We start from the raw sequence: 22,917 nt of genomic DNA on the forward strand, positions 1-22,917 counted from the left end.
CGAGGGAGACATTGTGCTCCGTGATCGACAGGATTGAGCATCTCTTCGCAGGTGGTCGTCGGGCATTGCAAGGAAGCGGCCCGGGGACGTCAGCGCTCCCGCCGCCACACGAGAATGGGAAGTGAAGAGAAAATGGCTCCTGTAACTGAGAACAGCATCAAGGGCACAGTCCGCACAGAGGTCGGCAAGGGTTCGGCTCGCCGCGCACGCCGCGAAGGTTTGATCCCGGCGGTTCTGTACGGACATGGACACGAATCGGTTCACCTGGACCTGCCCGGCCACGAGGTATTCCTTCTGACGAAGGACTCCGCAAACGCAGTCGTGTCGGTCAACTATGGTACGAAGAGCCAGTTGGCCCTGGTCAAGGCCATTCAGCGTCACCCTGTGCGCCGCGATATTCTTCACGTCGATCTGCTCGCGGTTTCCGCGACCGAGCGCGTTGAGGTCGAGGTGCCGATCTCACTGGTTGGCGAGCCAGCCGCTGGAAACCAGCTGCAGCAGGAAGAGTTCACACTTCTTGTGTCCGCCCCGGCTATTTCCATCCCGGATGTCATCGAAGTTTCGGTTGAGGGCCTCGAAGAGGGTTCAGTCGTTCGCGTTGAGGATATCGCGTTGCCAAAGGGTGTTGAAGCCGGCGAAGAGCTCCTGACCCGCGACATCGTGTCGGTCGTGGCAATTACAGACACCGCTGAGGAAGAGGCCTCCGCACTGGCCGATGCAGAAGCTGAGGTTGAGGCAGCAGTCGAAAAGGGCTAAAGCCTGCGCGCCAGAGCTTTAGGAAGGAACTTCCATGCAAAGTGGCCAGAGCCAAGCAAGTGCCGATGCGGCGCTGCACTCCATCATTCCCGCCGGGGGTGCTGGAACCCGGCTCTGGCCGCTTTCGCGTCAAGGGGCGCCGAAGTTTCTTCTGGACCTGCTGGGGCAGGGTGTTTCGCTTCTCGAGGCAACGATCCTCCGTCTAGCTCCAATATCTGCTTCTGTGACCATCGTCACCGGACCTGCGCACACCGAAGCGGTGGACGGGCAGATCCGGCGGTTGAAGGATGCAGGCCTGCTGTCTTCCGACCTCGACGTCTCGGTGGTGACGGAGCCATCGGGCCGTGACTCAATGCCCGCGATTGGCTTGGCGACCGCCCTTGTCGCACAAAAGTATGGAACCGATGCCATAGTTGGCTCGTTTGCCGCGGATCACTCAATTGGGGACGAGGACGCCTTTCGCAGCGTTGTCCTTGACGCGGTCCTTGCGGCACGTCGCGGCTACATCACAACGATCGGTATAGAGCCAACCTCGCCCTCGACGGCATTTGGGTACATTGAGGCAACCGATCAGGTAGTGGCGCCCGGGGCGCAGCTGGTCTCCAAGTTTGTTGAGAAGCCCCCACGCAGTGTCGCAGAGAAGTATGTTGCATCCGGCTACCTGTGGAATGCGGGCATGTTCGTCATGGGTGCCGATACCGTCCTCAACCACCTTGGGAGGCTCCACCCGCGGATGGCCACAACTCTTGGGACACTGGCGTCGCTGTGGGGTGGTGTCGACGCTGAGGTCGCGTCGCAGATCGACATGGCGTGGAATGACCTGCCCAGAATCGCCATCGACCACGCCCTGGCAGAACCTGTGGCCGAGGACGGGGGAGTGGCCGTTGTGGCCGCGCCACCTGCGGTTGCATGGAGCGACGTCGGCGACTTCGCAGCACTTGCGGATATGCGTCGTGACGGCGCGTTACGAAGGGGAACGGGTGCGATTCCAGTTCTCATCGATTCGGACGGGGCATTCGTTAGTGGACATTCGGACAGGGTAATCGCGGTGGTGGGCATCGAGGGTGCAGTCGTCGTGGACTGCGAGGATGCGTTACTGGTTACCACCAGAGAACAGGCACAGAGGGTGAAGGAAGTTGTCGATACTTTGCACTTGCGGGGGGATGAAAGATTCACATAGGAGACCTTTGTCTCAAATAGTGATCCAGATTGCAAGGATCACAAAATTGTTGCGGTTCACGTCGATGACTGTCATTCGTTAGGTGAGCAACGACTCCGTGGTTAGGCTACGATCATGACCCCAAGCGATCGCGGTGTTTTACGCACCCCTGATCACGACGGGCATAGAAGAATCTCTACCAGGAGGAATACGTGAAGAAGACAATGCGATTCGGCGCTCTGGCCGCCGTTGCAGCACTGGGTCTTGCAGCCTGTGGCTCGGCCCCCGAAAGTGCACCAGCCGACCAGTCCGGCGAATCCGGAGGCACGGCTGCTGAAACCACCACCGACGTCAAGGCCTGCATGGTCTCTGACTCCGGTGGTTTTGATGACAAGTCCTTCAACCAGTCGGGCCACGACGGCCTGATGCGCGCGAAGGAAGAACTCGGTGTCCAGGTTGACCAGGCTGAGTCCTCGTCCGACGCCGACTTCATCCCCAACATTGAGAACATGGTTCAGGGCGGATGCGACATCATCATTGGTGTTGGCTTCCTGATGGCCGATGCAATGGATGAGGCTGCTGCTGCTTACCCAGAGACCAAGTTCGCTCTGGTTGACTCCGGCTTCAACGCTGAGCACGACAACGCCAAGCCGCTGTTGTTCAACACGGCTGAAGCTTCGTACCTGGCTGGCTACGCCTCAGCTGCAATGTCCACCACGGGCAAGGTTGGCACATTCCTTGGTATGAACCTTCCCTCGACCGCTATCTTCGCTGATGGTTACGTCGATGGTGTTGAAAAGTACAACGAAGTTCACTCTGAGGCCGTTGAGGTCATCGGTTGGGACAAGGCCGCACAGGACGGCATGGCCACTGGCAACTTCGAAGATGTTTCTAAGGGCAAGCAGTTCTCTGAGCAGCTTATCCAGCAGGGCGCAGACGTAATCATGCCTGTTGCAGGTCCCGTTGGTGCAGGCTCACTGGCAGCTGCCAAGGAAAACGCAGGCACCATGGTTGTGTGGGTTGACGCCGATGGCGCTCTCACCAACCCGGATGATGCTTCCGTGATCCTCACCTCAGTGATGAAGCAGATCTCCGCTGCTGTCTTCGATGCCATTCAGTCAGTTGTTGATGATTCCTTTACCTCAGCTGCATACGTTGGAACCCTTGAAAACGGTGGCGTGGGTATTGCCCCATGGCACGATTTCGAGGACAAGGTTTCACCAGAGCTGAACGAGGAGCTTGAGGGACTCAAGGCCGACATCATCTCCGGCACCATTGTTGTTGAGTCTGTCAACACACCTTCATAAGTCAGGATGCACGACAGTGCCCTAACTGATTAGGTTGGCGGGGGTCTGGGAAACCGGACCCCCGCTTTCTGTCCCCACGGTTGCCTCAAGCGCAAAGATGCAGAGAAGACACTCAAAGTCAATCTATGCTTGAGGGAGTCTTTTGAAAAACTAGTTGGTAGGGGCGGTGCAAATGGAATTGTGCCGTGAGACTGTGTAGTCTCTTTCCCTACCCCCAGAAACTCTGGTTACCCCTACAACGATGAAGGGATCGATGTGGAACTTGAGCTAAAAGGGATCACGAAGGTCTTCGGACCATTGGTAGCGAATGACTCAATCAGTCTCACGGTCAAACCTGGAGAGATTCATGCTCTTCTAGGTGAGAACGGTGCTGGTAAGTCAACGTTGATGAACGTGCTTTACGGCCTCTACCAACCTGATGAAGGTCAGATCCTTATAGACGGTGAACCCGTCCACTTTTCCGGGCCCGGTGATGCTGTCGCCGCTGGAATTGGCATGGTTCACCAGCACTTCATGCTTGTGCCCGTGTTCACGGTTGCAGAGTCCGTTTCGCTTGGCTATGAGCCCACAAAGGGCGTCGGCGGAATTCTCAACCTGAAGGAAGCGCGTGCGCGAGTCACTGAGCTGTCTGATCGGTTCGGATTCGGACTCAAGCCTGACTCTATAATCGAGAATCTCCCTGTTGGTGTCCAGCAGAGGGTTGAGATTATCAAGGCCCTCTCCAGGGACGCCAAAGTGCTGATCCTCGACGAGCCGACCGCGGTGCTGACACCTCAGGAAACTGACGAGCTCATATCGATTATGAAGCAGCTCAAGGAGTCCGGCACTTCAATCGTCTTCATCACCCACAAGTTGCGCGAGATTCGCGCCGTTGCGGACACGATTACCGTTATCCGTCGCGGCAAAGTGGTTGGGCAGGCGAAGCCGACGGATTCTGAGAAGGATCTGGCTTCAATGATGGTGGGACGCCCAGTCAGCCTGGAAGTTGAGAAGACGCCACCTAAACTCGGTGAGGTCGGCCTCGCATTCAATGAGGTGTCACTGGTGGACGAGGACGGATTCACCGCCCTCGATCATGTTTCCTTTGAGGTTCGCAACGGGGAGGTCCTCTGTATTGCCGGCGTGCAAGGCAACGGACAGACTGAGATTTGCGAGGCGATTGTTGGTACTCAGAGCATCGATGGTGGAACCATCAACCTGGCCGGAACGGACGTAAACAACGTCTCCATTAAGAAGCGTTTCAGTGACGGTCTCGGCTACGTCCCGGAGGACCGGTCGACGGACGGATTGATTGCCACCTTCTCTATCGCGGAGAATTTGATTCTTAACCGTTACGACCAAAAGCCTTTCGCAACCGGTGTCAATATGCACCCGGGAATCATCAAGGAAAGCGCCGAGAAGGTGACGCGGGAGTTCGACGTTCGCCTTACCAACGTTGAAGACCCTATTTCAACCCTGTCTGGCGGAAACGCGCAGAAAGCAATTCTGGCTCGCGAGCTTTCTCGGCCGATCAAGGTGCTGGTGGCGTCTCAGCCCACCAGAGGTGTTGACGTTGGCGCTATCGAGTTCGTTCACAAGCGCATCATTGAGGAGCGCGACGGGGGGACCGCGGTCCTCGTTGTGTCAACGGAGCTGGATGAGGTTTACAGCCTGGCTGATCGAATCGCAGTTATGTACCGCGGTGGGGTAGTCGGGATCGTTTCGCCGGACACACCCAGGGACGTCCTAGGTTTGATGATGGCTGGCATTCCTTATGAGGATGCCATCGCACAGGCGGGCGTTCCGGCCAGCCAGGAAGGGAAGAATAACGGTGAGTAGTCCTGCAGTTCTTGACCCGCAGCCCCCAACTCTAGAGCCGGACACAGGTCCCAACGAGGCAAAGCAGTGGTGGAAGTCCTTCATCAAGGGTGTGCTCAGCCCATCGGCAGGAACAATCGCCTTGGCGATCCTCCTGGCATTGGTGATAGGTGCGCTGATCGTTGTCATATTTGACCCAGGAGTTCAAGCAGCGGCTGGATACCTGTTTGCCGCTCCCGGAGATTTCTTCTCTGAAGTGTGGCGCGCATTCTCCGGGTTCTTCACGGCCCTGATTCGTGGTTCAATCTTTGACTGGCGCCAAAGCTCGTTCCAAGCTGCTTTCCGTCCTCTGACGGAGTCCATCGTTCGTGCCACCCCGCTGATCATTGCGGGCCTTGCAGTGGCTGTTGGCTTTACCGCGGGTCTGTTCAACATTGGTGTCCAAGGCCAGCTGATCATCGGTGCTCTGGTCGGTGGCTACATCGGCTTCGCATGGAACCTACCCCTTGGCGTCCATATCATTGTTGCGATTATCGGCGCGATTATCGGCGGAGCAATATGGGGTTTCATCCCCGGCATATTGAAGGCTCGACTGGGTGCTAACGAAGTCATTGTTACCATCATGCTCAACTCAGTAGCCGCGCTGTTCCTAGCAGCAATGCTGCAGACACAGCGCTTCTATGGTGACGGGTATCCGGGGAAGTCGACAAGAGTCCTCTCAACTGGTGTCTACCCATCGCTACTTGGCAGCGGATTCCGACTGAACTTCAGCATCATTGCCGCGATCCTTGCCTGCATCTTTGTCTGGTGGCTCTTGGACCGATCCACCTTTGGCTTTGAGATACGCGCCGCAGGTGCCAACCCAGATGCCGCTAAGACTGCTGGCATCAACGTTCCACTTGTGGTCATCATGACGATGACGCTTTCGGGCGCCCTCGCAGGTCTGGCAGCAACAGCGCCGGTGCTTGGTACCGAGAAAGCCATCACTGGTGGTGTGGCCGGCAGCATTGGCTTTGATGCCATCACGGTCGCACTCCTTGGCCGATCTCGGCCCATCGGGGTGTTCTTTGCCGGACTGCTGTTTGGCGCGCTAAACGCAGGTGGAGCACTGATGCAATCCTCGGCGGGCATACCCGTGGACATCGTTCTCATCACCCAGGCAATAATCGTCCTCACGATCGCAGCATCCGAAGCGATACGCGCGTCCCGTGAACGAAAGAAAGTCAAAGCACAAACCGTGGCGAAGGTTGAAGAAAAACACGAGCCAGACTCGGATAAGTCAGCACAGATGGAAGGAGTTGTGGCGTGAGCACAGTAGCTACCACCCCATCGAAGTCTGAGGATCGCACCGGCGTCTCCACAGACATAGTCCTTCCAATCTCTTGGCGAGATCCTGTTGTTAACGCCCTGATGGCTCTGACAACCGTCATCATGGCAGTTGCTGCAAACGGAGAGTCAAATATTTCGTTTGGCGGAGCAACAAGCTGGTTCGCCATGGGGACCGTCACCGTCAATGCTCCATTGACAATCTGGATCATGGCGATCATTGGCCTCGTGTTTGCGGCAATCACTTTCAAACTGGCCATTGATCGCAAACCTGTCCCAGGCTGGTTCCTAGTTGTCGTCGGCACGGCCTTCGTGATTGGCTTCCTGGTTCTAGCAGTTGCTGGTCGTCCCTCGGCCGTGCTGCCTGTGGTGTCACTTCTTGCTGGTGGCTTGATGTTTGCGACACCGCTGGTGTTCGGTGCACTCTCTGGCGTCATCAATGAGCGCGCCGGCATTGTCAACATTGCGATTGAAGGCCAGCTTCTGTTTGGTGCATTCGCAGGTGCCGTCACTGCTTCCATCTTTGGCTCGTCGTGGGCCGGATTGATTGGTGCCCCAATTGCGGGTGCTCTTCTTGGTGCATTGCTGGCACTGTTTACCATCAAGTACAGAGCGGACAACATTGTTGTTGGCGTCGTCCTCAACATGCTGGCCCTCGGTGTCACCTCGTTCCTGTTCTCAACTCTCTTGTCCAACTCGAGTCACTTGAACAAGCCGCAGAGACTGCCAATTATTGCGATCCCAGTCCTGCAGGACATTCCAATCATTGGCCCGGTTATGTTCCGCCAGACAATTTTGGTTTACCTGATGTATGCGGCTGTCATCATCCTGCAGTTCATGCTGTTCAACAGCCGTTGGGGCCTGCGCCTCCGTGCGGTTGGTGAGAAGCCACGCGCAGCAGACACAGTCGGCATTCGGGTGAACTCAATCCGTTGGCATAACGTCCTTCTCGGAGGCGCTGTCGCCGGCTTGGGTGGGGCATTCTTCACCGTCGGGCAAGGCTTGGCCTTCTCTAAAGACATGGCAGCGGGCAACGGCTTTATCGCCCTCGCCGCCATGATTCTGGGACGGTGGAACCCCATTGGGGCACTCACAGCCGCGTTGTTGTTCGGGTTTGCAACCAACCTTGGTGCTGTCATGCAGGCAGTTGGGGCTCCGGTCCCGGCCGAGTACCTGCTGATGATTCCTTACCTCGTGACCATCCTTGCGGTGGCAGGGTTCGTCGGGGCGGTGAGGCCACCCGCGGCAGAAGGGGTCCCGTACCCATAGAGTTTCAGATCTGAGGCCCGCGTCCAACCGGCGCGGGCCTCTTCATCCAACCAACACTTAGTGACAAAGGAGTCCCATGACTACAAGAAGGATTGACGAGGACGTCTGGCGCCAACTACATGAGCACGCTGTAGCGGCCATGAAAACGGCCTACGTGCCATATTCAAAATTCCCAGTGGGGGCAGCAGCACTCGTAGATGACGGACGCATCGTCACTGGCTGCAACGTTGAAAATGCCTCCTACGGGGTTGGGTTGTGCGCGGAGTGCGGGTTAGTCTCCGACCTCGCACGAACCGGCGGAGGCCGACTGATTGCATTTGCGTGCGTGGATGGGTTGGAAGAACCAGCGTCCCCCTGTGGAAGATGTCGGCAGTTGCTGTTTGAATTTGGGGGTAAGACCCTAATGGTGGCGATGCCGGAGGGGATCATGAGTATGGCAGAGGTACTGCCGGGCGGTTTTGGTCCCGACGACCTCGACCGCGTCTGGGATGCAGAGCGTAACGGAACCTTGGAAGTGGAAGAAGAAGCAGAATGAGTATGCCTGAAGCATTTGACGCAGTTGATGTTATTCGCGCGAAGAGAGACAACAACCGGCTTTCAGACCCGATGATTGACTGGGTGATCGACGCTTACACCCGTGGGGTTGTCACCAGCGACCAGATGGCAGCCTTGGCGATGGCAATCTTCCTCAATGGAATGAGCCGGGAAGAGATTGTTACGTGGACAACCGCGATGATGAACTCCGGCATCCGCATGAACTTTGATTCTCTGGGGCGTCCGACCGCGGATAAGCATTCAACCGGAGGTGTGGGCGACAAAATCACACTGCCGCTTGCACCACTAGTCGCTGTTTTTGGCGTGGCTGTCCCCCAACTATCGGGCCGCGGCCTGGGACACACCGGCGGCACACTCGACAAGATGGAGTCGATCAAGGGGTGGCAGGCAGAAGTCTCTGACAAGCAGATGATGGAAATGCTGGGCCAGAATGGTCCCGGCGCGGTGATTTGCGCAGCCTCAGCCGATCTCGCGCCAGCAGACAAGAAACTCTACGCGTTGAGAGACGTCACGGCGACGGTAGATTGCATTCCTCTGATTGCGTCTTCGATCATGTCGAAGAAGATTGCGGAGGGGACGGATTCACTGGTTCTTGATGTCAAAGTTGGCTCCGGCGCCTTCATGAAGGATCAGGCACAGGCACGTGCGCTTGCTGAGACGATGGTTGCCCTCGGCACGGACGCGGGCGTGCGGACGTCGGCGTTGCTGACCAATATGTCAACGCCTTTGGGGCTGATGATCGGTAACGCCCTCGAAGTGCAGGAATCCATTGAAGTTCTGGCTGGCGGCGGTCCCAGTGATGTTGTTGACCTGACGGTATTGCTGGCTGAAGAGATGCTGCGGCTGGCAGGAAAGCCAGACGAGGACGTTCGGGCAGCTCTCAATGATGGGCGTGCCATGGATCACTGGCGGGCCATGGTTGAGGCCCAGCATGGCGACCTTGATGCCCCAATGCCTAAGGCAAAGCACAGCGAAGTGGTCTATGCGGAGTCAGACGGCTACGTAGAGACCATGGATGCCTGGGGAGTTGGCATTTGTGCGTGGCGCCTGGGTGCGGGGCGGACCAGGCAAGGGGAGAAACTGGACCTTGGTGCTGGCGTACAGATTCACGCCAAGCCGGGCGACTACATCAAGAAGGGCTCTCCGCTACTAACGCTCTTTACCGACACACCTGAAAAGTTTGCACGTAGCATTGAGGCGCTCGATGGTGCGATTGAGATAGGTGGTGAGAAGCCTACGAGCGTCACGCCGCTGGTTCTCGATCGAATTGATGCCAAATAGTTCTATTCAAGTGAGTCGATGTTAAATGGCTCTGTTCAAACGGGGAGGCGCCGGTTCCGGATGCCTCCCCACCAGATGTAGTTAAGGAGATAATTATGACCAGTCGTGAAGACGTTGCGGGGATGGTAGACCACACACTACTGAAGCCAGAGGCGACGGCGAAGGATGTTCAAGCCCTCATCGATGAGGCGGTGGAACTTGGGGCCTGCTCGGTGTGCGTGTCACCCTCGATGCTCCCCATTGAGGTTCCAGAGACACTGAAGGTGGCTGTGGTCGTCGGCTTCCCTTCGGGGGCTGTGAAGGCTGGTGTGAAGGCATTCGAGGCCGCCCAGGCTGCCGCAGATGGGGCAGATGAGATCGATATGGTCGTGAACCTGGCGTTCGTGAAGGAAGGTGACTACGAGGCCGTTGAAGAGGAGATCCAGGGTGTGCGCGATGCAGCTCCCGATGTGGTTCTCAAAGTCATCATTGAGTCGGCAGCACTGACTGATGATGAGATCACGGCGACGTCGAAGGCCGCCGTGAACGCGGGTGCAGATTTTGTGAAGACGTCAACGGGCTTCCACCCAGCGGGTGGTGCGTCAACTCACGCGATTGAACTGATGCGTGCCACGGTTGGGCCAAACATCGGCGTCAAGGCTTCGGGTGGGGTGCGTGATGCTGCCGCTGCTGAAGCGATGATTGCGGCTGGGGCAAGTCGGCTGGGCCTGTCGGGCACGGCGGCGGTGCTGGACGGTTTGGAGAGCTAGCGGCCCCGTTAGGGCGGCGGTGCTAGCGCTGGCGCCGAGCGGGGTCAGCCCGCTTGGGCCGGCTCGCTTGGGCCGGCTCGCTTGGCCCCAGCTCTCTTGGCCCAAGCCTCCAAGGTTGCCGCAATCACGTAAGGTTGCCCGAAAATTTGCAAGAAACGGGCAACCTTAGGGGATCCCGGCAACCTTACCTTGGTGTGCGTGCCTGGAAGCGGGCCGATGGAGCGTGTGGGTGTGTGGGTGTGTGGGTATGTGCCACTTGGGTTTGTGGGTGTGGGAGTGAGCCCGCGGCGGGCATGCAGTGGGGGTGGGTCGATCCGCACTGGGATCAGCCCACCCCCACTAGACATACAGTCAGATACCGATCGCCGGCTGCATCGCCAACTTGATTGCATCGAGACGCTGAGCGGCCCGAACGCGCGCCGCGGCAACCGCGCCATCCGCAACCGGCTCGATGACCTCGATATAGCACTTCAGCTTCGGCTCGGTCCCCGATGGGCGCACAACGACGCGATCGTCATTCTCAGTGATGTACAAAAGCCCATCGGTCGGAGGAAGGTCCTCGGAACCCTTAGCCAAGTCCACCGCTGTAACCACCGGAGATCCGGCGATCTCTGTCAGCCCGCCTGCGCGCAGATTTGCCATCCCCTTCGCAATCAGGCTGAGATCATCAACGCGGATTGTCAGGGGGGATGTTGCGTGAAGACCGAACTTCTGGGCCAACTCATCAAGCAGCTCACCAAGATTGCTGTCCCCGGCTTTCAAGGATGCCGCCAACGCCGCCAGCTTTGACCCTGCTGAAATACCATCCTTGTCGCGGACGTAGTCGGGGTCCACACAGTACCCCAACGCCTCTTCGTAGCCGAAAACAATGCCGGGGACCCGGGAAATCCACTTGAATCCCGTCAGGGTATTGGCATGGCCTAAACCGAGGTCGGCTGCCACTTTCCCAAGTAGGCGAGAAGAAACAATCGAGTTCGCAAGCATCTTTGAAGTGAGCTCACCGGGATCTGTGGAGGCCGCGACTTCCAGAGCCTTTTGGCGACCAAGAAGGGAGCCAACCTCATCGCCCGTGAGCTGACGCCATCCAGAGGGTGACGACTCATCAGGAATTGCCGCCGACGAGCGATCTGCATCAGGGTCATTCGCCAAGATGATGTCAGCACCGATTTCGCGCGCTGTCTTGAAGGCAAGGTCAAGAGCTCCGGGCTCTTCCGGATTCGGGAACGCAACCGTTGGAAAATCGGGGTCCGGCTCGTGCTGCTCCGCAACAACAGTGACATTCTTGAACCCGCACCGGTCCAGTGCCTTCATAGCGGTTTCCCCGCCAACACCGTGCATTGACGTGAGAACAATCTTCAGGTCACGGGGTCCGTCCGGGACGATCTGGGTTATTCGCTCAATGTACTTGTCAACAATCTCATCCCCGATGATTTCCCAGCCTGATTCAGCGCGAGGCACCGATGCCACGGATGGCACAGCCTCGATCTGCTCAAGGATCTGGGCATCAAATGGGGGAACAATCTGCGTGCCCTGACCGGCTCCCGTGACAACCTTGCCACCAAGATAGACCTTGTAGCCGTTGTCTTCGGGTGGGTTGTGAGAAGCAGTCACCATCACTGCCGCGTCCGCATTGAGATGGCGCAGTGCGAATGCAGTAACAGGTGTCGGTAGTGCAGTCCCAAAGACGAGGGCGTGGCCACCACCGGCCTCAACGACTGCCGCGGTATCCAACGCAAACTGGTGCGATCCATAGCGCGCGTCGTATCCCACGACGACTGTGAAACCATCCGGCAGTTGTGAATGGAGAAAATTGGTGAGCCCAGCAGCCGCCCGGATAACCACCGCACGGTTCATTCGGTTGGGTCCAGCACCTAGATGTCCGCGAAGACCAGCTGTGCCGAAAGTGAGCATCCCGGAGAAGCGGTCGGCGAGTTCTGCTGTGGCGCCCTCGTCCCCGTCATCGGAGAGGGCCAGAAGACCCCGAAGCTCACCTGCGTCAGCCATGTTCGGATCATCATCGATCCAAGTTTCGACAGCCGCGCGATCGAACGGTGTTGTAGACATTGATTCCTCTCTAGACATGTGCGTTACATCTTCTGGACGACGTCGGCGAGAAGTCGGGCGATACGCGGCCCGGCCTCGGCGCCTGCTTCAATAACTTCTTCGTGAGACAGGGGCTCAGGCGAAATCCCAGCGGCGAGGTTAGTCATCAGTGACAGCCCGAGAATCTCAAGCCCAACCTCACGTGCTGCGATGGCCTCCAACGTGGTGGACATGCCCACCAGGTTCCCGCCGATAACCCGAGCCATATTGACCTCAGCCGGCGTTTCATAGTGGGGACCGCGGAACTGAACGTAGACGCCCTCGGGAAGAGAGGCATCCACTGTCCGTGCCAGGGTGCGCAGACGCGGTGAATACAGGTCCGTCAAGTCAACAAAGTTGGCGCCCTCTAGGGGAGACTCTGCCGTCAGGTTGATGTGGTCACTGATGAGGACGACCTGTCCAGGCTTCCATTCGACGTTGAGACCGCCGCATCCGTTGGTGAGGACGACCTGGTCGCAGCCGAGGGCGGCCGCGGTGCGCATCCCATGTGCGACGGCGCGAACCCCTTTACCCTCGTAGTAGTGGGTCCTTGATCCAAGGACGAGGGCGACCTTGTCACTTCCATATATGCGGATAGTGCGCATGGTCGCGGTGTGTCCGGCAACGGCGGGGGCTGAGAACCCTGGGACCTGGGCGGCATCAATCTCATCAATCGTTTCACCGATGAGGTCTGCCGCGCCTCCCCAGCCGGAGCCAAGCACAAGAGCAATATCGTACGTTTGTATACCTGAGTGGGCCTTGATCGCCTCAGCTGCTTGCGCTGCGAGGTCGAATGGGCCTGTAGTTAGATCTTCTTTGGTCATAGCGGCGAATCTACCGTGTTTGGGTGCGCGATGGGTAGTTTTGCTTGGCGCGGCGGAATGTGGAATCTGGCTACTTTGCGTGTCGCTACACGCGCGAACAAGTCCATGCGCTTGGATCTAAAGACCGACATTCTTACTCGAGGGGGAGCTTTGGCTAAGAACGCAAAAGTACACATGCGTGGTCCCGTAATCATGCGCGGCAGGGAGTTGCCCAGCGACATGGCTGACCAGAAGCTTCTGCAGTCACGAACGGAAGACCCGTGGCGAGTCATGCGAATGCAGGCGGAGTTTGTCGAAGGTTTCTCTGCCTTGCGGAGCATCACGAATGCGGTCTCTGTGTTCGGCTCCGCGCGAACACCGCAGGATTCGCCCTACTACCAAATGGCGGAAGAAATTGGACGCCTTATTGCTGAGAACGGCTTCGCAACCATAACGGGTGGCGGTCCCGGCGTAATGGAGGCGGCAAACAAAGGTGCGTACCAGGCAGATGGTGTTTCCGTTGGGCTGGGCATTGAACTGCCATTTGAACAGGGAATGAACCAGTGGGTCAACCTTGGAATCAACTTCAAGTACTTCTTCGTGCGCAAGGTGATGTTTGTTCGCTACGCGAGGGGGTTCATCGTTCTTCCCGGTGGATTCGGAACGCTGGATGAGCTGTTCGAGGCCGTCACCTTGGTCCAAACCGGAAAGATTGACTGGTTCCCAATCGCCCTCGTCGGACGGGACTACTGGGCACCTTTGGTGGGCTGGCTGAACGATACGTTAGCAGAGCAAGGAATGATCAACGTGGGGGACACAGACTACTTCAAGGTTGTGGACACGGCGGAAGAGGCGACTGCGCACATTTGGGACAGCATCGACGGCATGCACAACGGCGCAGATAAATCCTAACTCAGGGCAATCTATTCGCAATCCGCGTAGAATGGATGCGGAGCAAATGGCGTAGCTAACGCATCAAGGAAGCGGAGGGGTTTTCGATGGCAGCGATGAAGCCAAGAACCGGTGACGGACCACTAGAAGCCACCAAGGAGGGGCGCGGAATCATCATGCGCATCCCGAGCGAAGGTGGTGGGCGTCTGGTTATTGAGCTGACCCCGGACGAAGCCGCGGAGCTGGCGCAAGCATTGCAGGACGCAGTCTAGACACCAAAGGCTATAAGTAAGAGGCGATGCGCAGGTTTGCGTATCGCCTCTTTGTATTGGGTGTGAAGCTAAATTGCTGGGGCGGGCCGGACAGCCAAGAGGGCACCATCGCCGGTTGGAATCAGGCACGTCAGGAAGTCTTCCGACTCAAGGAGGGTCTTCGTCACCTCACGTAGCGCAACCGTGTGCGGGTCCCTGCGCGCTGGGTTTGCGACATTACCGAACCACAGAGCGTTGGGTATCACCAGTGCTCCACCGGGGCGGAGCAGGCGAAGTGCATGACTCACGTACTGGCCGGTCTCTTCGGGGAGTGCGTCAATTGTGACCATGTCGTAGGAGGAGTCGGCCAAGCGCTGCAACACGTCCAGAGCACGCCCGTTAATGAAGCGAGTCCGAGACGAAGGGACCTGGGCAGCCCGGAATGCCATGGCAGCAGATTGCTGGAACTCAACTTCGGGGTCAATGGTTGTCAGGACCCCCTTGGGGTTCATCCCAGACAGGGTCCACAGTCCTGATACTCCCGCACCAGTGCCGATTTCGACCACTGCCTTGGCATTGCGCATCGCCGCGACCGAGCGGAGGAACGCGCCTGTTGCTGCAGATACAGGGTCAGCTCCCAGTTCGATAGCAACCTCTCTGGCGGCAGCAATAACAGCCGGCTCAGTCACGTAGTCTTCGCAGTAGACCCAGATGTCATTCTTCGCAACAGACATGTCTTCCTCTTCCCGAGTTGGCTTAGGGCCAGGCTACCTTGACGCGAGGGCGATGTGAGTGAACTCAGCCAATAACACGGTGAAACTAGCGGCGTACGGGAGCCACTCCAAGGGGCCGGCCCGCTAGGCCTCGACTGTGCTCGGCAAGTTTGGCCGCGAGGGTACGCAACTCCGTAGCCGTTGGGGAAGCGTGGTGGGCCGCGGTGCTCGAAGCAATTGGCACCCCGCTGTCTCCGCCCTCGCGGAGCGCTATATCGAGGGGGACCTGGGCAAGGAGAGGCACCTGGTAGCCGAGTAGGGCACCAAGGTGCGCGCTGACAGTATCGCCACCGCCTGAACCAAAGATCTCCAGTCGTGAACCGTCGGCTTGAGTAAGGTAAGCCATGTTCTCAACGACGCCGATGACCCGCTGGCGCGTTTGTGTCGCAATGGAGCCGGAGCGTTCTGCGACCTCGGCTGCTGCGATCTGTGGTGTGGTGACAATAAGGATCTCAGCGTTGGGAAGGAGCTGGGCAATAGAAATTGCAACGTCCCCTGTACCCGGAGGCATGTCGATGAGGAGGACATCTAGGTCCCCCCAGAAAACATCAGCCAAGAACTGCTGGAGAGCTCGGTGCAGCATTGGTCCGCGCCAAATGATGGGCTGACCCTCTGGCACAAACATTCCAATCGAAATGACCTTGACCCCGTCCGTTCCGATGGGCGGGACGATCATTCCATCAATGGACTGCGGCTCGTGGGTGATCCCCAGCATGCGTGGAAGGGAGAATCCGTAGATATCCGCGTCAAGTACCCCAACTTTGAGGCCTTGGCCCGCAAGTGCCACAGCCATGTTGGCGGTGATTGAAGACTTACCAACGCCACCCTTACCGGAAGTGACTGCAATGACGCGAGTGAGGCTATCCGCCTTCGTAAAAGGGATCTCACGTTCGGCGTGACCAGTTAGCTTCTCTCGGAGAGCCTTCTTTTGGCCATCGTCCATGACACCCATTGTCACCTCGACGCCTTCGACGCCCTCGACCTTCCCCACTTCCTCTTGGACGTCTGCGGTGATTGTCCCGCGCAGGGGGCAGCCCGAGGTCGTTAGCAGTACGTGAACCGTGACGCGGCCTCCGTCAATGTCTATCCCTTTGATCATCCCCAAGTCAGGTAGAGGGCGGTGGATCTCCGGATCGATCACTCGTTCCAGGGCTTCCATTACAGCGGCTTCATGTACGGTCATGCGACCAGCTTAGAGGAGCGGGGCCGATCGTCCTCATCCGCCAAGCTAAGGGCGAAGCCATTGTGTGCGCAGGCCCGCGGGAAACTATGGTGGACCTATATAACAGGTAAGGAAACTGACATGCCACGCAACATTGTCTCTTCACGCTCGCCCCAGATGCCCGTGGGAACCGAGGTTGCCGCGTTTCGTACGCATGCAGAAGCAACGGCGGCGGTTGAGAAGCTCTCTGAGGAGCACTTTCCTCTCACCAGTGTGACGATAGTCGGTTCAGATCTGCACATGGCCGAACAGATCCTGGGGCGAATGACCCCTGCCCGGGTTGCACTCACGGGAGCGACGCAGGGTCTGACCTGGGGACTTCTGATGGCCTTGTTCTCCCTGCTGCTTTACCCGCAGGCCGGGGCCATCATCCCCGCGATACTCATAGTCGTGGGCATCCTTCTGGGCGTTTTCATCACGATGATTTCGTGGGCACTGCGCAAGAACCGGGGAAGTTTTGCCGCGCAGAGCACCCTGGTTGCCAGTCGGTACGCGGTGCTGGTCTCCGAAATGCCTGACCGTGCGTTCACCCTCCTGAGCGGCATGCCGGGCAACCTTACAAGCAGTCCCCGGCGCCCTGTTCGTCGTGAGGAGTATCCCCGTCACCAAGTCGTTGCAACTCCGCAGGAGCCCACACCTGGGGACCCGCGTTGGTCACAGGTGTCACCGGAGGTACCCGCCCAGCAGGACCCACAGGTCGATCCACTCAAGCCAACCGAGTACGGCTCACGACGCGATGAGGTTCCGCGGTTTGGTGTTCGCCTTGAGGTGCCCGAAGGTTCGACTCAGGCCGATCCTCATGTCGGTGGGGACCCCAAGGACGACAACCCGGCGTAGGTTAATCCCTGCGAGACTGGACTTCTTTCATCCATTCTTCAACATCCTCGCGCACCCGCGGAATATCCTCACTGAGCCTGCGTGGTTTGCCGAGGGCATCCATGACAATATCGTCCTCGACCCGCACCCCGATGCCACGGAACTCCGCTGGGACGGCAAGATCATCGGCGCGGAAGTAGAGGCCGGGTTCGATTGTGAAAACCATTCCCTCTTCCAGCAGGCCGTCCTGGTACATCTCCTGGCGCGCCTGGGCGCAGTCGTGAACGTCCATTCCCAGGTGGTGGCATGTTCCATGGGGCATCCACCGGCGGTGCTGCTGACCCTGAGGTGACAGCGATTCTTCAACAGAGACTGGGAGAACACCCCACTCGGCGAGGTGACGGGCTAGTACTTCCTGGGCGGCCTCATGCAAGTTGCGGAAGCGGACGCCGGGTTCCTTTGCACGCTCGAAAGCCGCGTCGGCGGCCTCGATGACAGCATCGTAGATTTCCGCCTGCGTGGCGCTGTAATGCCCACTGACGGGGAGTGTCCGGGTGATGTCAGCCGTGTAGAGAGAGTCCAGTTCAACACCCGCATCGACAAGTACGAGGTCGCCTGCCTCCACAGTCCCAGAGTTGTCCATCCAGTGCAGCGTGTTGGCATGGTTGCCCGAGGCCGCGATTGTTTCGTAGCCCAGCCCATTCCCATACTCGCGAGCGACGGATGCGAAGGCGCCTTCGATCACGCGTTCCCCGCGGGGGTGGCCAATCGTCCGTGGCAGGGAGCGGATAATGCTCTCGAATCCGGCCTTGGTTGCAGCCACTGCCTTCTCCATCTCCCGGACCTCGTAGCGGTCTTTGGTGAGGCGCAGTTCGCTAAGTGCTTCGGTCAGTGCGTCGTCAGCCTGGCGCGCATCCTCTCCAGTGGGAAGACCCGCCTGCTCCCGAACCTCATTCACAAGCGCCTCAACCTGGCTGTCAGCGTTCGTGACAACGCGGATCTGGACGGCACCAGCATCTTTTGCGAGGGCGTCCTTCAGCGTATCGATATGTTCACAGCGGATACCTGTCGCTGCTTGCATTTCCGCGAGAGATGGCCGGGCGCCTACCCAAAACTCTCCGTAGCGTGAATCGGCGTAGAACTCCTCTGAGGTGCGAGAGGCGCGGGGGACAAAGTAGAGGATTGCCTCGTGTGTTGCGTCGCCGTCTTGGTTTCCCTCACCGTTGGGGTGAAGAACTAGCACTGCATCGGGTTCCATTTCGCCCTCGAGGCCGCTGAGGTGCGCAAATGCGGAATGGGCCCTGAAGCGATAGTCCGTATCGTTGCTGCGAACCTTCAAGCCGCCGGCTGGGACTACCAGCCGTTCGCCCTCGAACACCTTCCCGATTTTCTGGTGGCGATCTTCAACGAAGTCGGCAGCCCCTGTTCGGGCGAGTCCCAGTGGCGTGCGGTCACCCCAACTGCTAGCCATGAACTCTCGGAATGCCTCCGAAGAGGGGCGATGGGAGCGGTTATTGACACGCTCCTCGAGTGCCTGTTCGCCATCCTTGGGTGAACTGTCTGGTGAAGCGGGGGGTTGGGGAGAATTCTTGTCAGTCATGGTCCTATCTTCCCACGCTTGCCAACTCGCATTAGCACCCAAGGTCGACCCGTAGTATGAGCTCTATGGCTTCTCAAATTGATCCCCACGCCCACACCCTGCATTCGGACGGTACGGACACGCCAGAGGGCCTGGTGCTGGCGGCCAAGAGGGCGGGGCTTGACGTCGTGGGTATAACCGACCACGACACAACACAGGGTTGGGCAGAAGCCGTCGAAGCTGCGCGACGTCACGGGGTGGGCCTGCTGCGGGGTGTTGAAGTCTCAGCCGTTTACCAGGGTAATTCGGTCCACATCCTTGGATACCTCATGGATCCGCAAGACCATTCGCTCAATCTTTTGTTCGAGGACGCCCGGCGGGAACGAAGCACGCGCCTCGCGCAGATGGCGAGCAACCTGGCTGCTGACTACCCTCTCTTGGACTGGGATGCCCTCAAGGAAAGGGCAGGGGACGCGGCGTTGGGTCGGCCGCACCTGGCAGATGAGTTGGTGCTACAGGGCTACTTCCCGAACCGCAGTGCGGCCTTCGAGTGGGCGCTTCATCCCAGCGGCCCGTACTACGTTCCTCAGAAGGTGGCCAGTCCCACCGAGGTAGTGGAACTGATACGCCGAGCGGGTGGGGTCCCCGTCCTCGCGCATCCACAGTCATCAACCCGCGGCTGGCGTGTTCCGGAGGAATTGGTTGCCGAGATGGCGGAAGCGGGCCTTTTTGGGATTGAGAGGGACCATCGTGATCACGACGCGGCGGGGCGCGAAACCGTTGAGCGCCTGGCGGCTTCACACGCCCTTTTCATGACGGGTGGTTCTGACTATCACGGCACAGGTAAGCCGAATTTTTTGGGAGAAAACAGTCTGGACCCGTATATTTTGGCTGAGATCGAAGCACAGGGTACGTCGAAGGTAGTTCGCAGTTGAGTCTGGATGTCATAATTTCATTGCCGCTTTTGGCAACCACTTTCATCACGCTATTCGTGATTATGGATCCGCCCGGCACCGTCCCGGTGTTTCTTGCGCTGACGCGCACCATGGACCGCCAGCGGAAGAACAAGGCAGCATTTCAGGCGACCCTCACGTCCTTCGGTGTGATCGTTGGGTTCGCCGTCGCAGGCAAGTACCTTCTCCAGGGTCTGCAGATCTCTATGGATTCGCTGCAGCTTTCCGGCGGCATCCTGCTCTTCCTAGTTGCCATGGAGCTCCTGATGGGCAAGGGAGAATACGGCGAATCTGATGGGGAGACCAACACCAACGTCGCGATGGTTCCTCTCGGTACCCCGCTTCTTGCAGGTCCGGGTGCGATTGTTGCCGTTATGGTCTCAGTCAACCAGGGGGGTGGGACTATCGCAGGCTGGGTTGCAGTGCTGACTGCCGTGGTTCTCATGCACGTCGTCATCTACCTGACAATGCGGTGGTCAGTGGGTTTGGCCAAGATACTTGGCGACAACGGGGTCTTGGTGCTCACGAAGATTTCCGGTGTCCTGCTCGCTGCAATCGCCACCCAGCTTGTGGTCGACGCGGCATTCCACTTCGTTGCTGCATTCCAATCGGGGGCCATGGGGTAGCCAGCTCTTGATAAAAGGGGCTGTCGGTGGTCTTTGAATCCTCTGGTGTGGAGGAGGCTGTGGTGAGAAGGTTAGCCACAGCCCCCGTGCCTACTACTCGCTAGGTGTCGAGCCAGACGAAGAAGACTTGCGCGTCCTCTTGCGAGGTCTGCGCTGCGAGGTTGGTGCGTCCGTGGACTGCTTCTCACCGCGGTTGCCTCTGCCCCCACCGTTAGCGTTGCCTCGTCCACCTCTTCCGCTTCGTCCATCGCCGGAGCGTCCTCGACCGGAGCCGCCGCCGTTGCGTCCTCGACCGGGAGTAGAGTCGCCGCCCTTTCCGTCGACGTCCTCGATCTTTTCTGCGTCCAAACCTGCTCTGGTTCGCTGTGATCGTGGAAGACGTCCGGTCACGTTCGGATCGATGCCGAGGTCTTCATAGAGGTGTTCTGACGTGTGGTAGGTCTCGACTGGCTCGGCAATGTCGAGGTCGAGGGTGCGGGAGATGAGGCCCCAACGTGGCACGTCATCCCAGTCGACGAAAGTGACGGCAGTGCCCTTCTTGCCCGCACGTGCAGTTCGACCGATCCTATGAAGATAGGTCTTTTCATCCTCGGGGCACTGGTAGTTGATGACGTGTGTTACGTCGTTGACGTCAATGCCACGTGCTGCGACATCGGTGGCGACGAGGACGTCAACCTTGCCGTTCTTGAAGGCGCGCAGAGCGCGCTCACGAGCGCCTTGACCCAGGTCACCGTGGAGGGACCCGACTGCAAAACCCCGCCCTTCCAGATCATCTGATAGGGCGGCGGCAGTGCGCTTCGTCTTGACGAAAACCACGGTGCGTCCGCGTCCATCAGCCTGGAGGATACGAGAAAGAACCTCAGCTTTGTTGAGGGCGTGGGCGCGGTAGGCGAACTGGTTCACCTCCGCAACGGTTGCGCCCTCGTCATCGGGATCCTGGGCCCGGATATGTGTGGGCTGGCGCATGAAGCGGCGGGCAAGTGTGATCACAGGGCCCGGCATTGTCGCTGAGAACAGCATTGAGTGGCGCGCTCCTGAAACCTGGGAGAGGAGCTTCTCAACATCGGGAAGGAATCCGAGGTCGAGCATCTCATCGGCCTCGTCCAACACCACGGTTGTGACGTTGTTGAGTCGAAGGATCCCCCGGTTCGCCAGGTCGATGAGGCGTCCAGGCGTACCCACCACGACCTCAACACCGTCTTTGAGTGCTTTGACCTGAGGTTCAAATGCGACGCCGCCGTAGATGTCGATAATGCGGACGGGGAGGTTCTTGGCAGCGGCTCGGAGATCTTCTGCAACCTGCTTGCACAGTTCGCGGGTGGGAAGAATGATCAGCGCTTGCGGCGCGCCGGGGTGGGCGAGTTTATCGAAGCCCGGTTCGCCCGGTGCCACAACGGTTTCAAGCACGGGAATACCGAACCCGAGAGTTTTTCCTGTGCCGGTCTTAGCCTGGCCGATAATATCGTTGCGTTTGAGTGCAACCGGGAGGGTCAGGGCCTGGATTGGAAATGGGTTGACAATACCTTTTTCGCTGAGCGCGTCAACAATCTCGCTGCGGATTCCAAAGTCCGCGAAGGTTGTCTCAACGGTCGCACTGGTTTCTTGGGTCACGTTTGCCTTAAATATCTAGAGTGTTATCAAGTTCAGGCAGCCGATCGCGCATTATCTGTCATGCAACATGTGTTGAGGGGTCTTCACCTTCGGACCCAGCCCGTTTTCGCCAAAGCGATCGGGCAGCCAGACCAAAGTCTACCGGGACCGTGGCGCGTAATCGTGTGGGCTTATAGTCTTTAACTATGACTAGCGAAGATGCAGACCAAATGAAATCAGGTACAAGCGCCGTGGTGGGGTTGTTTGCCTACTGCGCATTAGCGGCAATGACGCGGCTTGCCAAAGACGGCGACCAGGCGCCGAATACCCAGGCACACGTCGATTTGGCGCGCCTCGCGGACTCGGGTTACAGGCGGTTCTGTGATCTTGATTCCTACGCGACTGAGAGAGGCTTCTCAATTGTTGAGGCAGCTGGCCAGTACGCGGGTTTGTTTGATGAGCTGGATCAACGCACCCGGCCCTCAAACTGGTGGGAACGGTGTGTCAAGAGTTACGTGATCTTCAGCGTGTTTGGGGACGTTCTGCAGGAACTGAGCGACCGCCACCAGGTTTTTTCGGAGGTCTTCAACGTCTGGGACTTGGGTCAGGGGGCGTGGGTAGTCAAGAACCTGGGTCCGCTTACCGACCAGGACGACCAACTCGCCGCGAGGTTGTCACTGTGGGCGCGACGGGTGGCCGGGGAGACGTTTGGATTGGCAAGGGCAACACTGTTTACCTATCCGGAGCTGGCGGTTGACCCAGAGACCGCAGATGCCATCATTGAGTCTGCGACCCGGCGCTACAGGGAGCGCTTGCAAGAAGTGAACCTGAAGCCCTAGCGTCGGTGCGGTGTTCCGGCGCGGGCCACAGAGACTTCAGGCGCGTCCGAACCCGACCCTGTGGGACTGAGAGGTAGGAACGAGGACGTAGCCGATCATCGAGGCGGGGATGACAACGCGGTCACCCTTGGTGTCGGTGAGATCGAGAATGCTATTGGTTTCGATGGCCTCTTTTACCTGGGCCATGATTTCGTCCTCATTGCCGGCAACCTCAAGTGAGAGTGTGCCGACACCTGAACGGAGGTTAAATGTGACCTTCATTGTCTTCACTTTCGCGCGCGTTAAATGTGTTT

The 22,917-nt window shown here is 58.5% G+C and carries 22 protein-coding genes; 15 read left to right on the forward strand and 7 right to left on the reverse strand.

The window, feature by feature from the left end:
- The first annotated feature begins 132 nt into the window (after positions 1 to 132).
- The 9 genes from IDL90_RS07965 (at position 133) to deoC (ending at position 10,199) form a co-directional block, all read left to right on the forward strand.
- Positions 133 to 756, forward strand: a complete 624-nt coding sequence (locus tag IDL90_RS07965) for a 50S ribosomal protein L25/general stress protein Ctc (protein WP_187995032.1) — start codon at positions 133 to 135, stop codon at positions 754 to 756.
- 34 nt (positions 757 to 790) lie between these two features.
- Complete coding sequence (locus IDL90_RS07970) at positions 791 to 1,936, forward strand: mannose-1-phosphate guanylyltransferase (protein WP_187995033.1); 1,146 nt, start codon at positions 791 to 793, stop codon at positions 1,934 to 1,936.
- A gap of 191 nt (positions 1,937 to 2,127) precedes the next feature.
- Positions 2,128 to 3,222, forward strand: coding sequence for a BMP family protein (locus tag IDL90_RS07975; protein WP_182142086.1), 1,095 nt, complete (start codon positions 2,128 to 2,130; stop codon positions 3,220 to 3,222).
- A 255-nt stretch (positions 3,223 to 3,477) separates the two neighbouring features.
- Positions 3,478 to 5,040 (forward strand): ABC transporter ATP-binding protein, encoded by a 1,563-nt coding sequence (locus IDL90_RS07980; RefSeq protein WP_187995034.1) that lies wholly within the window; start codon positions 3,478 to 3,480, stop codon positions 5,038 to 5,040.
- Positions 5,033 to 6,328 carry an ABC transporter permease gene (locus IDL90_RS07985; RefSeq protein ID WP_316930313.1) on the forward strand — a complete coding sequence of 432 codons (1,296 nt, stop codon included), beginning with the start codon at positions 5,033 to 5,035 and terminating at the stop codon, positions 6,326 to 6,328. The genes IDL90_RS07980 and IDL90_RS07985 overlap by 8 nt, the downstream gene beginning before the upstream one ends.
- Positions 6,325 to 7,614 carry an ABC transporter permease gene (locus IDL90_RS07990; RefSeq protein ID WP_316930314.1) on the forward strand — a complete coding sequence of 430 codons (1,290 nt, stop codon included), beginning with the start codon at positions 6,325 to 6,327 and terminating at the stop codon, positions 7,612 to 7,614. Before IDL90_RS07985 ends, IDL90_RS07990 begins: the two co-directional genes overlap by 4 nt.
- Positions 7,615 to 7,690: 76 nt before the next feature.
- A complete protein-coding gene (locus tag IDL90_RS07995) occupies positions 7,691 to 8,149 on the forward strand; it encodes a cytidine deaminase (RefSeq protein WP_182142088.1) in 459 nt (152 codons plus the stop codon).
- Positions 8,150 to 8,151: 2 nt separating this feature from the next.
- On the forward strand, positions 8,152 to 9,450 hold the full coding sequence (locus IDL90_RS08000) for a thymidine phosphorylase (protein ID WP_187995218.1): 1,299 nt from the start codon (positions 8,152 to 8,154) through the stop codon (positions 9,448 to 9,450).
- A 95-nt stretch (positions 9,451 to 9,545) separates the two neighbouring features.
- A complete protein-coding gene (deoC, locus tag IDL90_RS08005) occupies positions 9,546 to 10,199 on the forward strand; it encodes a deoxyribose-phosphate aldolase (RefSeq protein WP_187995035.1) in 654 nt (217 codons plus the stop codon).
- 351 nt (positions 10,200 to 10,550) lie between these two features.
- On the opposite strand, the gene IDL90_RS08010 is transcribed toward deoC, so the two are convergent.
- Both IDL90_RS08010 and IDL90_RS08015 read right to left on the reverse strand, forming a co-directional pair.
- The gene (locus IDL90_RS08010; RefSeq protein WP_187995036.1) at positions 10,551 to 12,263 is read right to left on the reverse strand and encodes a phospho-sugar mutase; all 1,713 of its coding nucleotides are present in this window, start codon (positions 12,261 to 12,263) and stop codon (positions 10,551 to 10,553) included.
- Between the two features lie 23 nt (positions 12,264 to 12,286).
- Positions 12,287 to 13,105, reverse strand: coding sequence for a purine-nucleoside phosphorylase (locus IDL90_RS08015; RefSeq protein ID WP_182142091.1), 819 nt, complete (start codon positions 13,103 to 13,105; stop codon positions 12,287 to 12,289).
- A 174-nt stretch (positions 13,106 to 13,279) separates the two neighbouring features.
- Between IDL90_RS08015 and IDL90_RS08020 the strand changes: the two genes are divergently transcribed.
- The gene (locus IDL90_RS08020; protein ID WP_259349600.1) at positions 13,280 to 13,996 is read left to right on the forward strand and encodes a TIGR00730 family Rossman fold protein; all 717 of its coding nucleotides are present in this window, start codon (positions 13,280 to 13,282) and stop codon (positions 13,994 to 13,996) included.
- An 86-nt stretch (positions 13,997 to 14,082) separates the two neighbouring features.
- Positions 14,083 to 14,247 carry a DUF3117 domain-containing protein gene (locus tag IDL90_RS08025; protein WP_182142092.1) on the forward strand — a complete coding sequence of 55 codons (165 nt, stop codon included), beginning with the start codon at positions 14,083 to 14,085 and terminating at the stop codon, positions 14,245 to 14,247.
- A 68-nt stretch (positions 14,248 to 14,315) separates the two neighbouring features.
- Here the strand turns inward: IDL90_RS08025 and IDL90_RS08030 are convergent, their stop codons facing one another.
- Together IDL90_RS08030 and IDL90_RS08035 are read right to left on the reverse strand one after the other, a co-directional pair.
- Positions 14,316 to 14,960 (reverse strand): O-methyltransferase, encoded by a 645-nt coding sequence (locus tag IDL90_RS08030; RefSeq protein WP_187995037.1) that lies wholly within the window; start codon positions 14,958 to 14,960, stop codon positions 14,316 to 14,318.
- An 85-nt stretch (positions 14,961 to 15,045) separates the two neighbouring features.
- Positions 15,046 to 16,182 carry an Mrp/NBP35 family ATP-binding protein gene (locus IDL90_RS08035; protein WP_187995038.1) on the reverse strand — a complete coding sequence of 379 codons (1,137 nt, stop codon included), beginning with the start codon at positions 16,180 to 16,182 and terminating at the stop codon, positions 15,046 to 15,048.
- Positions 16,183 to 16,302: 120 nt separating this feature from the next.
- Here IDL90_RS08035 and IDL90_RS08040 point away from each other — a divergent pair, with 120 nt between their 5' ends.
- Positions 16,303 to 17,058 (forward strand): general stress protein, encoded by a 756-nt coding sequence (locus IDL90_RS08040; protein ID WP_182142095.1) that lies wholly within the window; start codon positions 16,303 to 16,305, stop codon positions 17,056 to 17,058.
- Position 17,059: 1 nt separating this feature from the next.
- Here the strand turns inward: IDL90_RS08040 and IDL90_RS08045 are convergent, their stop codons facing one another.
- Positions 17,060 to 18,637 carry an aminopeptidase P family protein gene (locus IDL90_RS08045; RefSeq protein ID WP_187995039.1) on the reverse strand — a complete coding sequence of 526 codons (1,578 nt, stop codon included), beginning with the start codon at positions 18,635 to 18,637 and terminating at the stop codon, positions 17,060 to 17,062.
- Between the two features lie 65 nt (positions 18,638 to 18,702).
- Between IDL90_RS08045 and IDL90_RS08050 the strand changes: the two genes are divergently transcribed.
- Positions 18,703 to 19,551 carry a PHP domain-containing protein gene (locus tag IDL90_RS08050; protein ID WP_187995040.1) on the forward strand — a complete coding sequence of 283 codons (849 nt, stop codon included), beginning with the start codon at positions 18,703 to 18,705 and terminating at the stop codon, positions 19,549 to 19,551.
- Positions 19,548 to 20,195 (forward strand): MarC family protein, encoded by a 648-nt coding sequence (locus IDL90_RS08055; protein ID WP_220458775.1) that lies wholly within the window; start codon positions 19,548 to 19,550, stop codon positions 20,193 to 20,195. The genes IDL90_RS08050 and IDL90_RS08055 overlap by 4 nt, the downstream gene beginning before the upstream one ends.
- Before the next feature lie 93 nt (positions 20,196 to 20,288).
- On the opposite strand, the gene IDL90_RS08060 is transcribed toward IDL90_RS08055, so the two are convergent.
- Complete coding sequence (locus IDL90_RS08060; protein WP_259349565.1) at positions 20,289 to 21,806, reverse strand: DEAD/DEAH box helicase; 1,518 nt, start codon at positions 21,804 to 21,806, stop codon at positions 20,289 to 20,291.
- A 185-nt stretch (positions 21,807 to 21,991) separates the two neighbouring features.
- On the opposite strand from IDL90_RS08060, the gene IDL90_RS08065 reads away from it, so the two are divergent.
- Positions 21,992 to 22,624: a ferritin-like fold-containing protein gene (locus tag IDL90_RS08065; RefSeq protein WP_182142098.1), complete on the forward strand. Its 633-nt coding sequence runs from the start codon at positions 21,992 to 21,994 to the stop codon at positions 22,622 to 22,624.
- A 36-nt stretch (positions 22,625 to 22,660) separates the two neighbouring features.
- Here IDL90_RS08065 and IDL90_RS08070 read toward each other — a convergent pair whose 3' ends face one another.
- Positions 22,661 to 22,885 carry a DUF3107 domain-containing protein gene (locus IDL90_RS08070; protein WP_182142099.1) on the reverse strand — a complete coding sequence of 75 codons (225 nt, stop codon included), beginning with the start codon at positions 22,883 to 22,885 and terminating at the stop codon, positions 22,661 to 22,663.
- Positions 22,886 to 22,917 lie beyond the last annotated feature (32 nt).

The organism is Schaalia sp. JY-X159 (genome assembly GCF_014525425.1).
In the GTDB taxonomy this organism is placed as follows: Bacteria; Actinomycetota; Actinomycetes; order Actinomycetales; family Actinomycetaceae; genus Scrofimicrobium.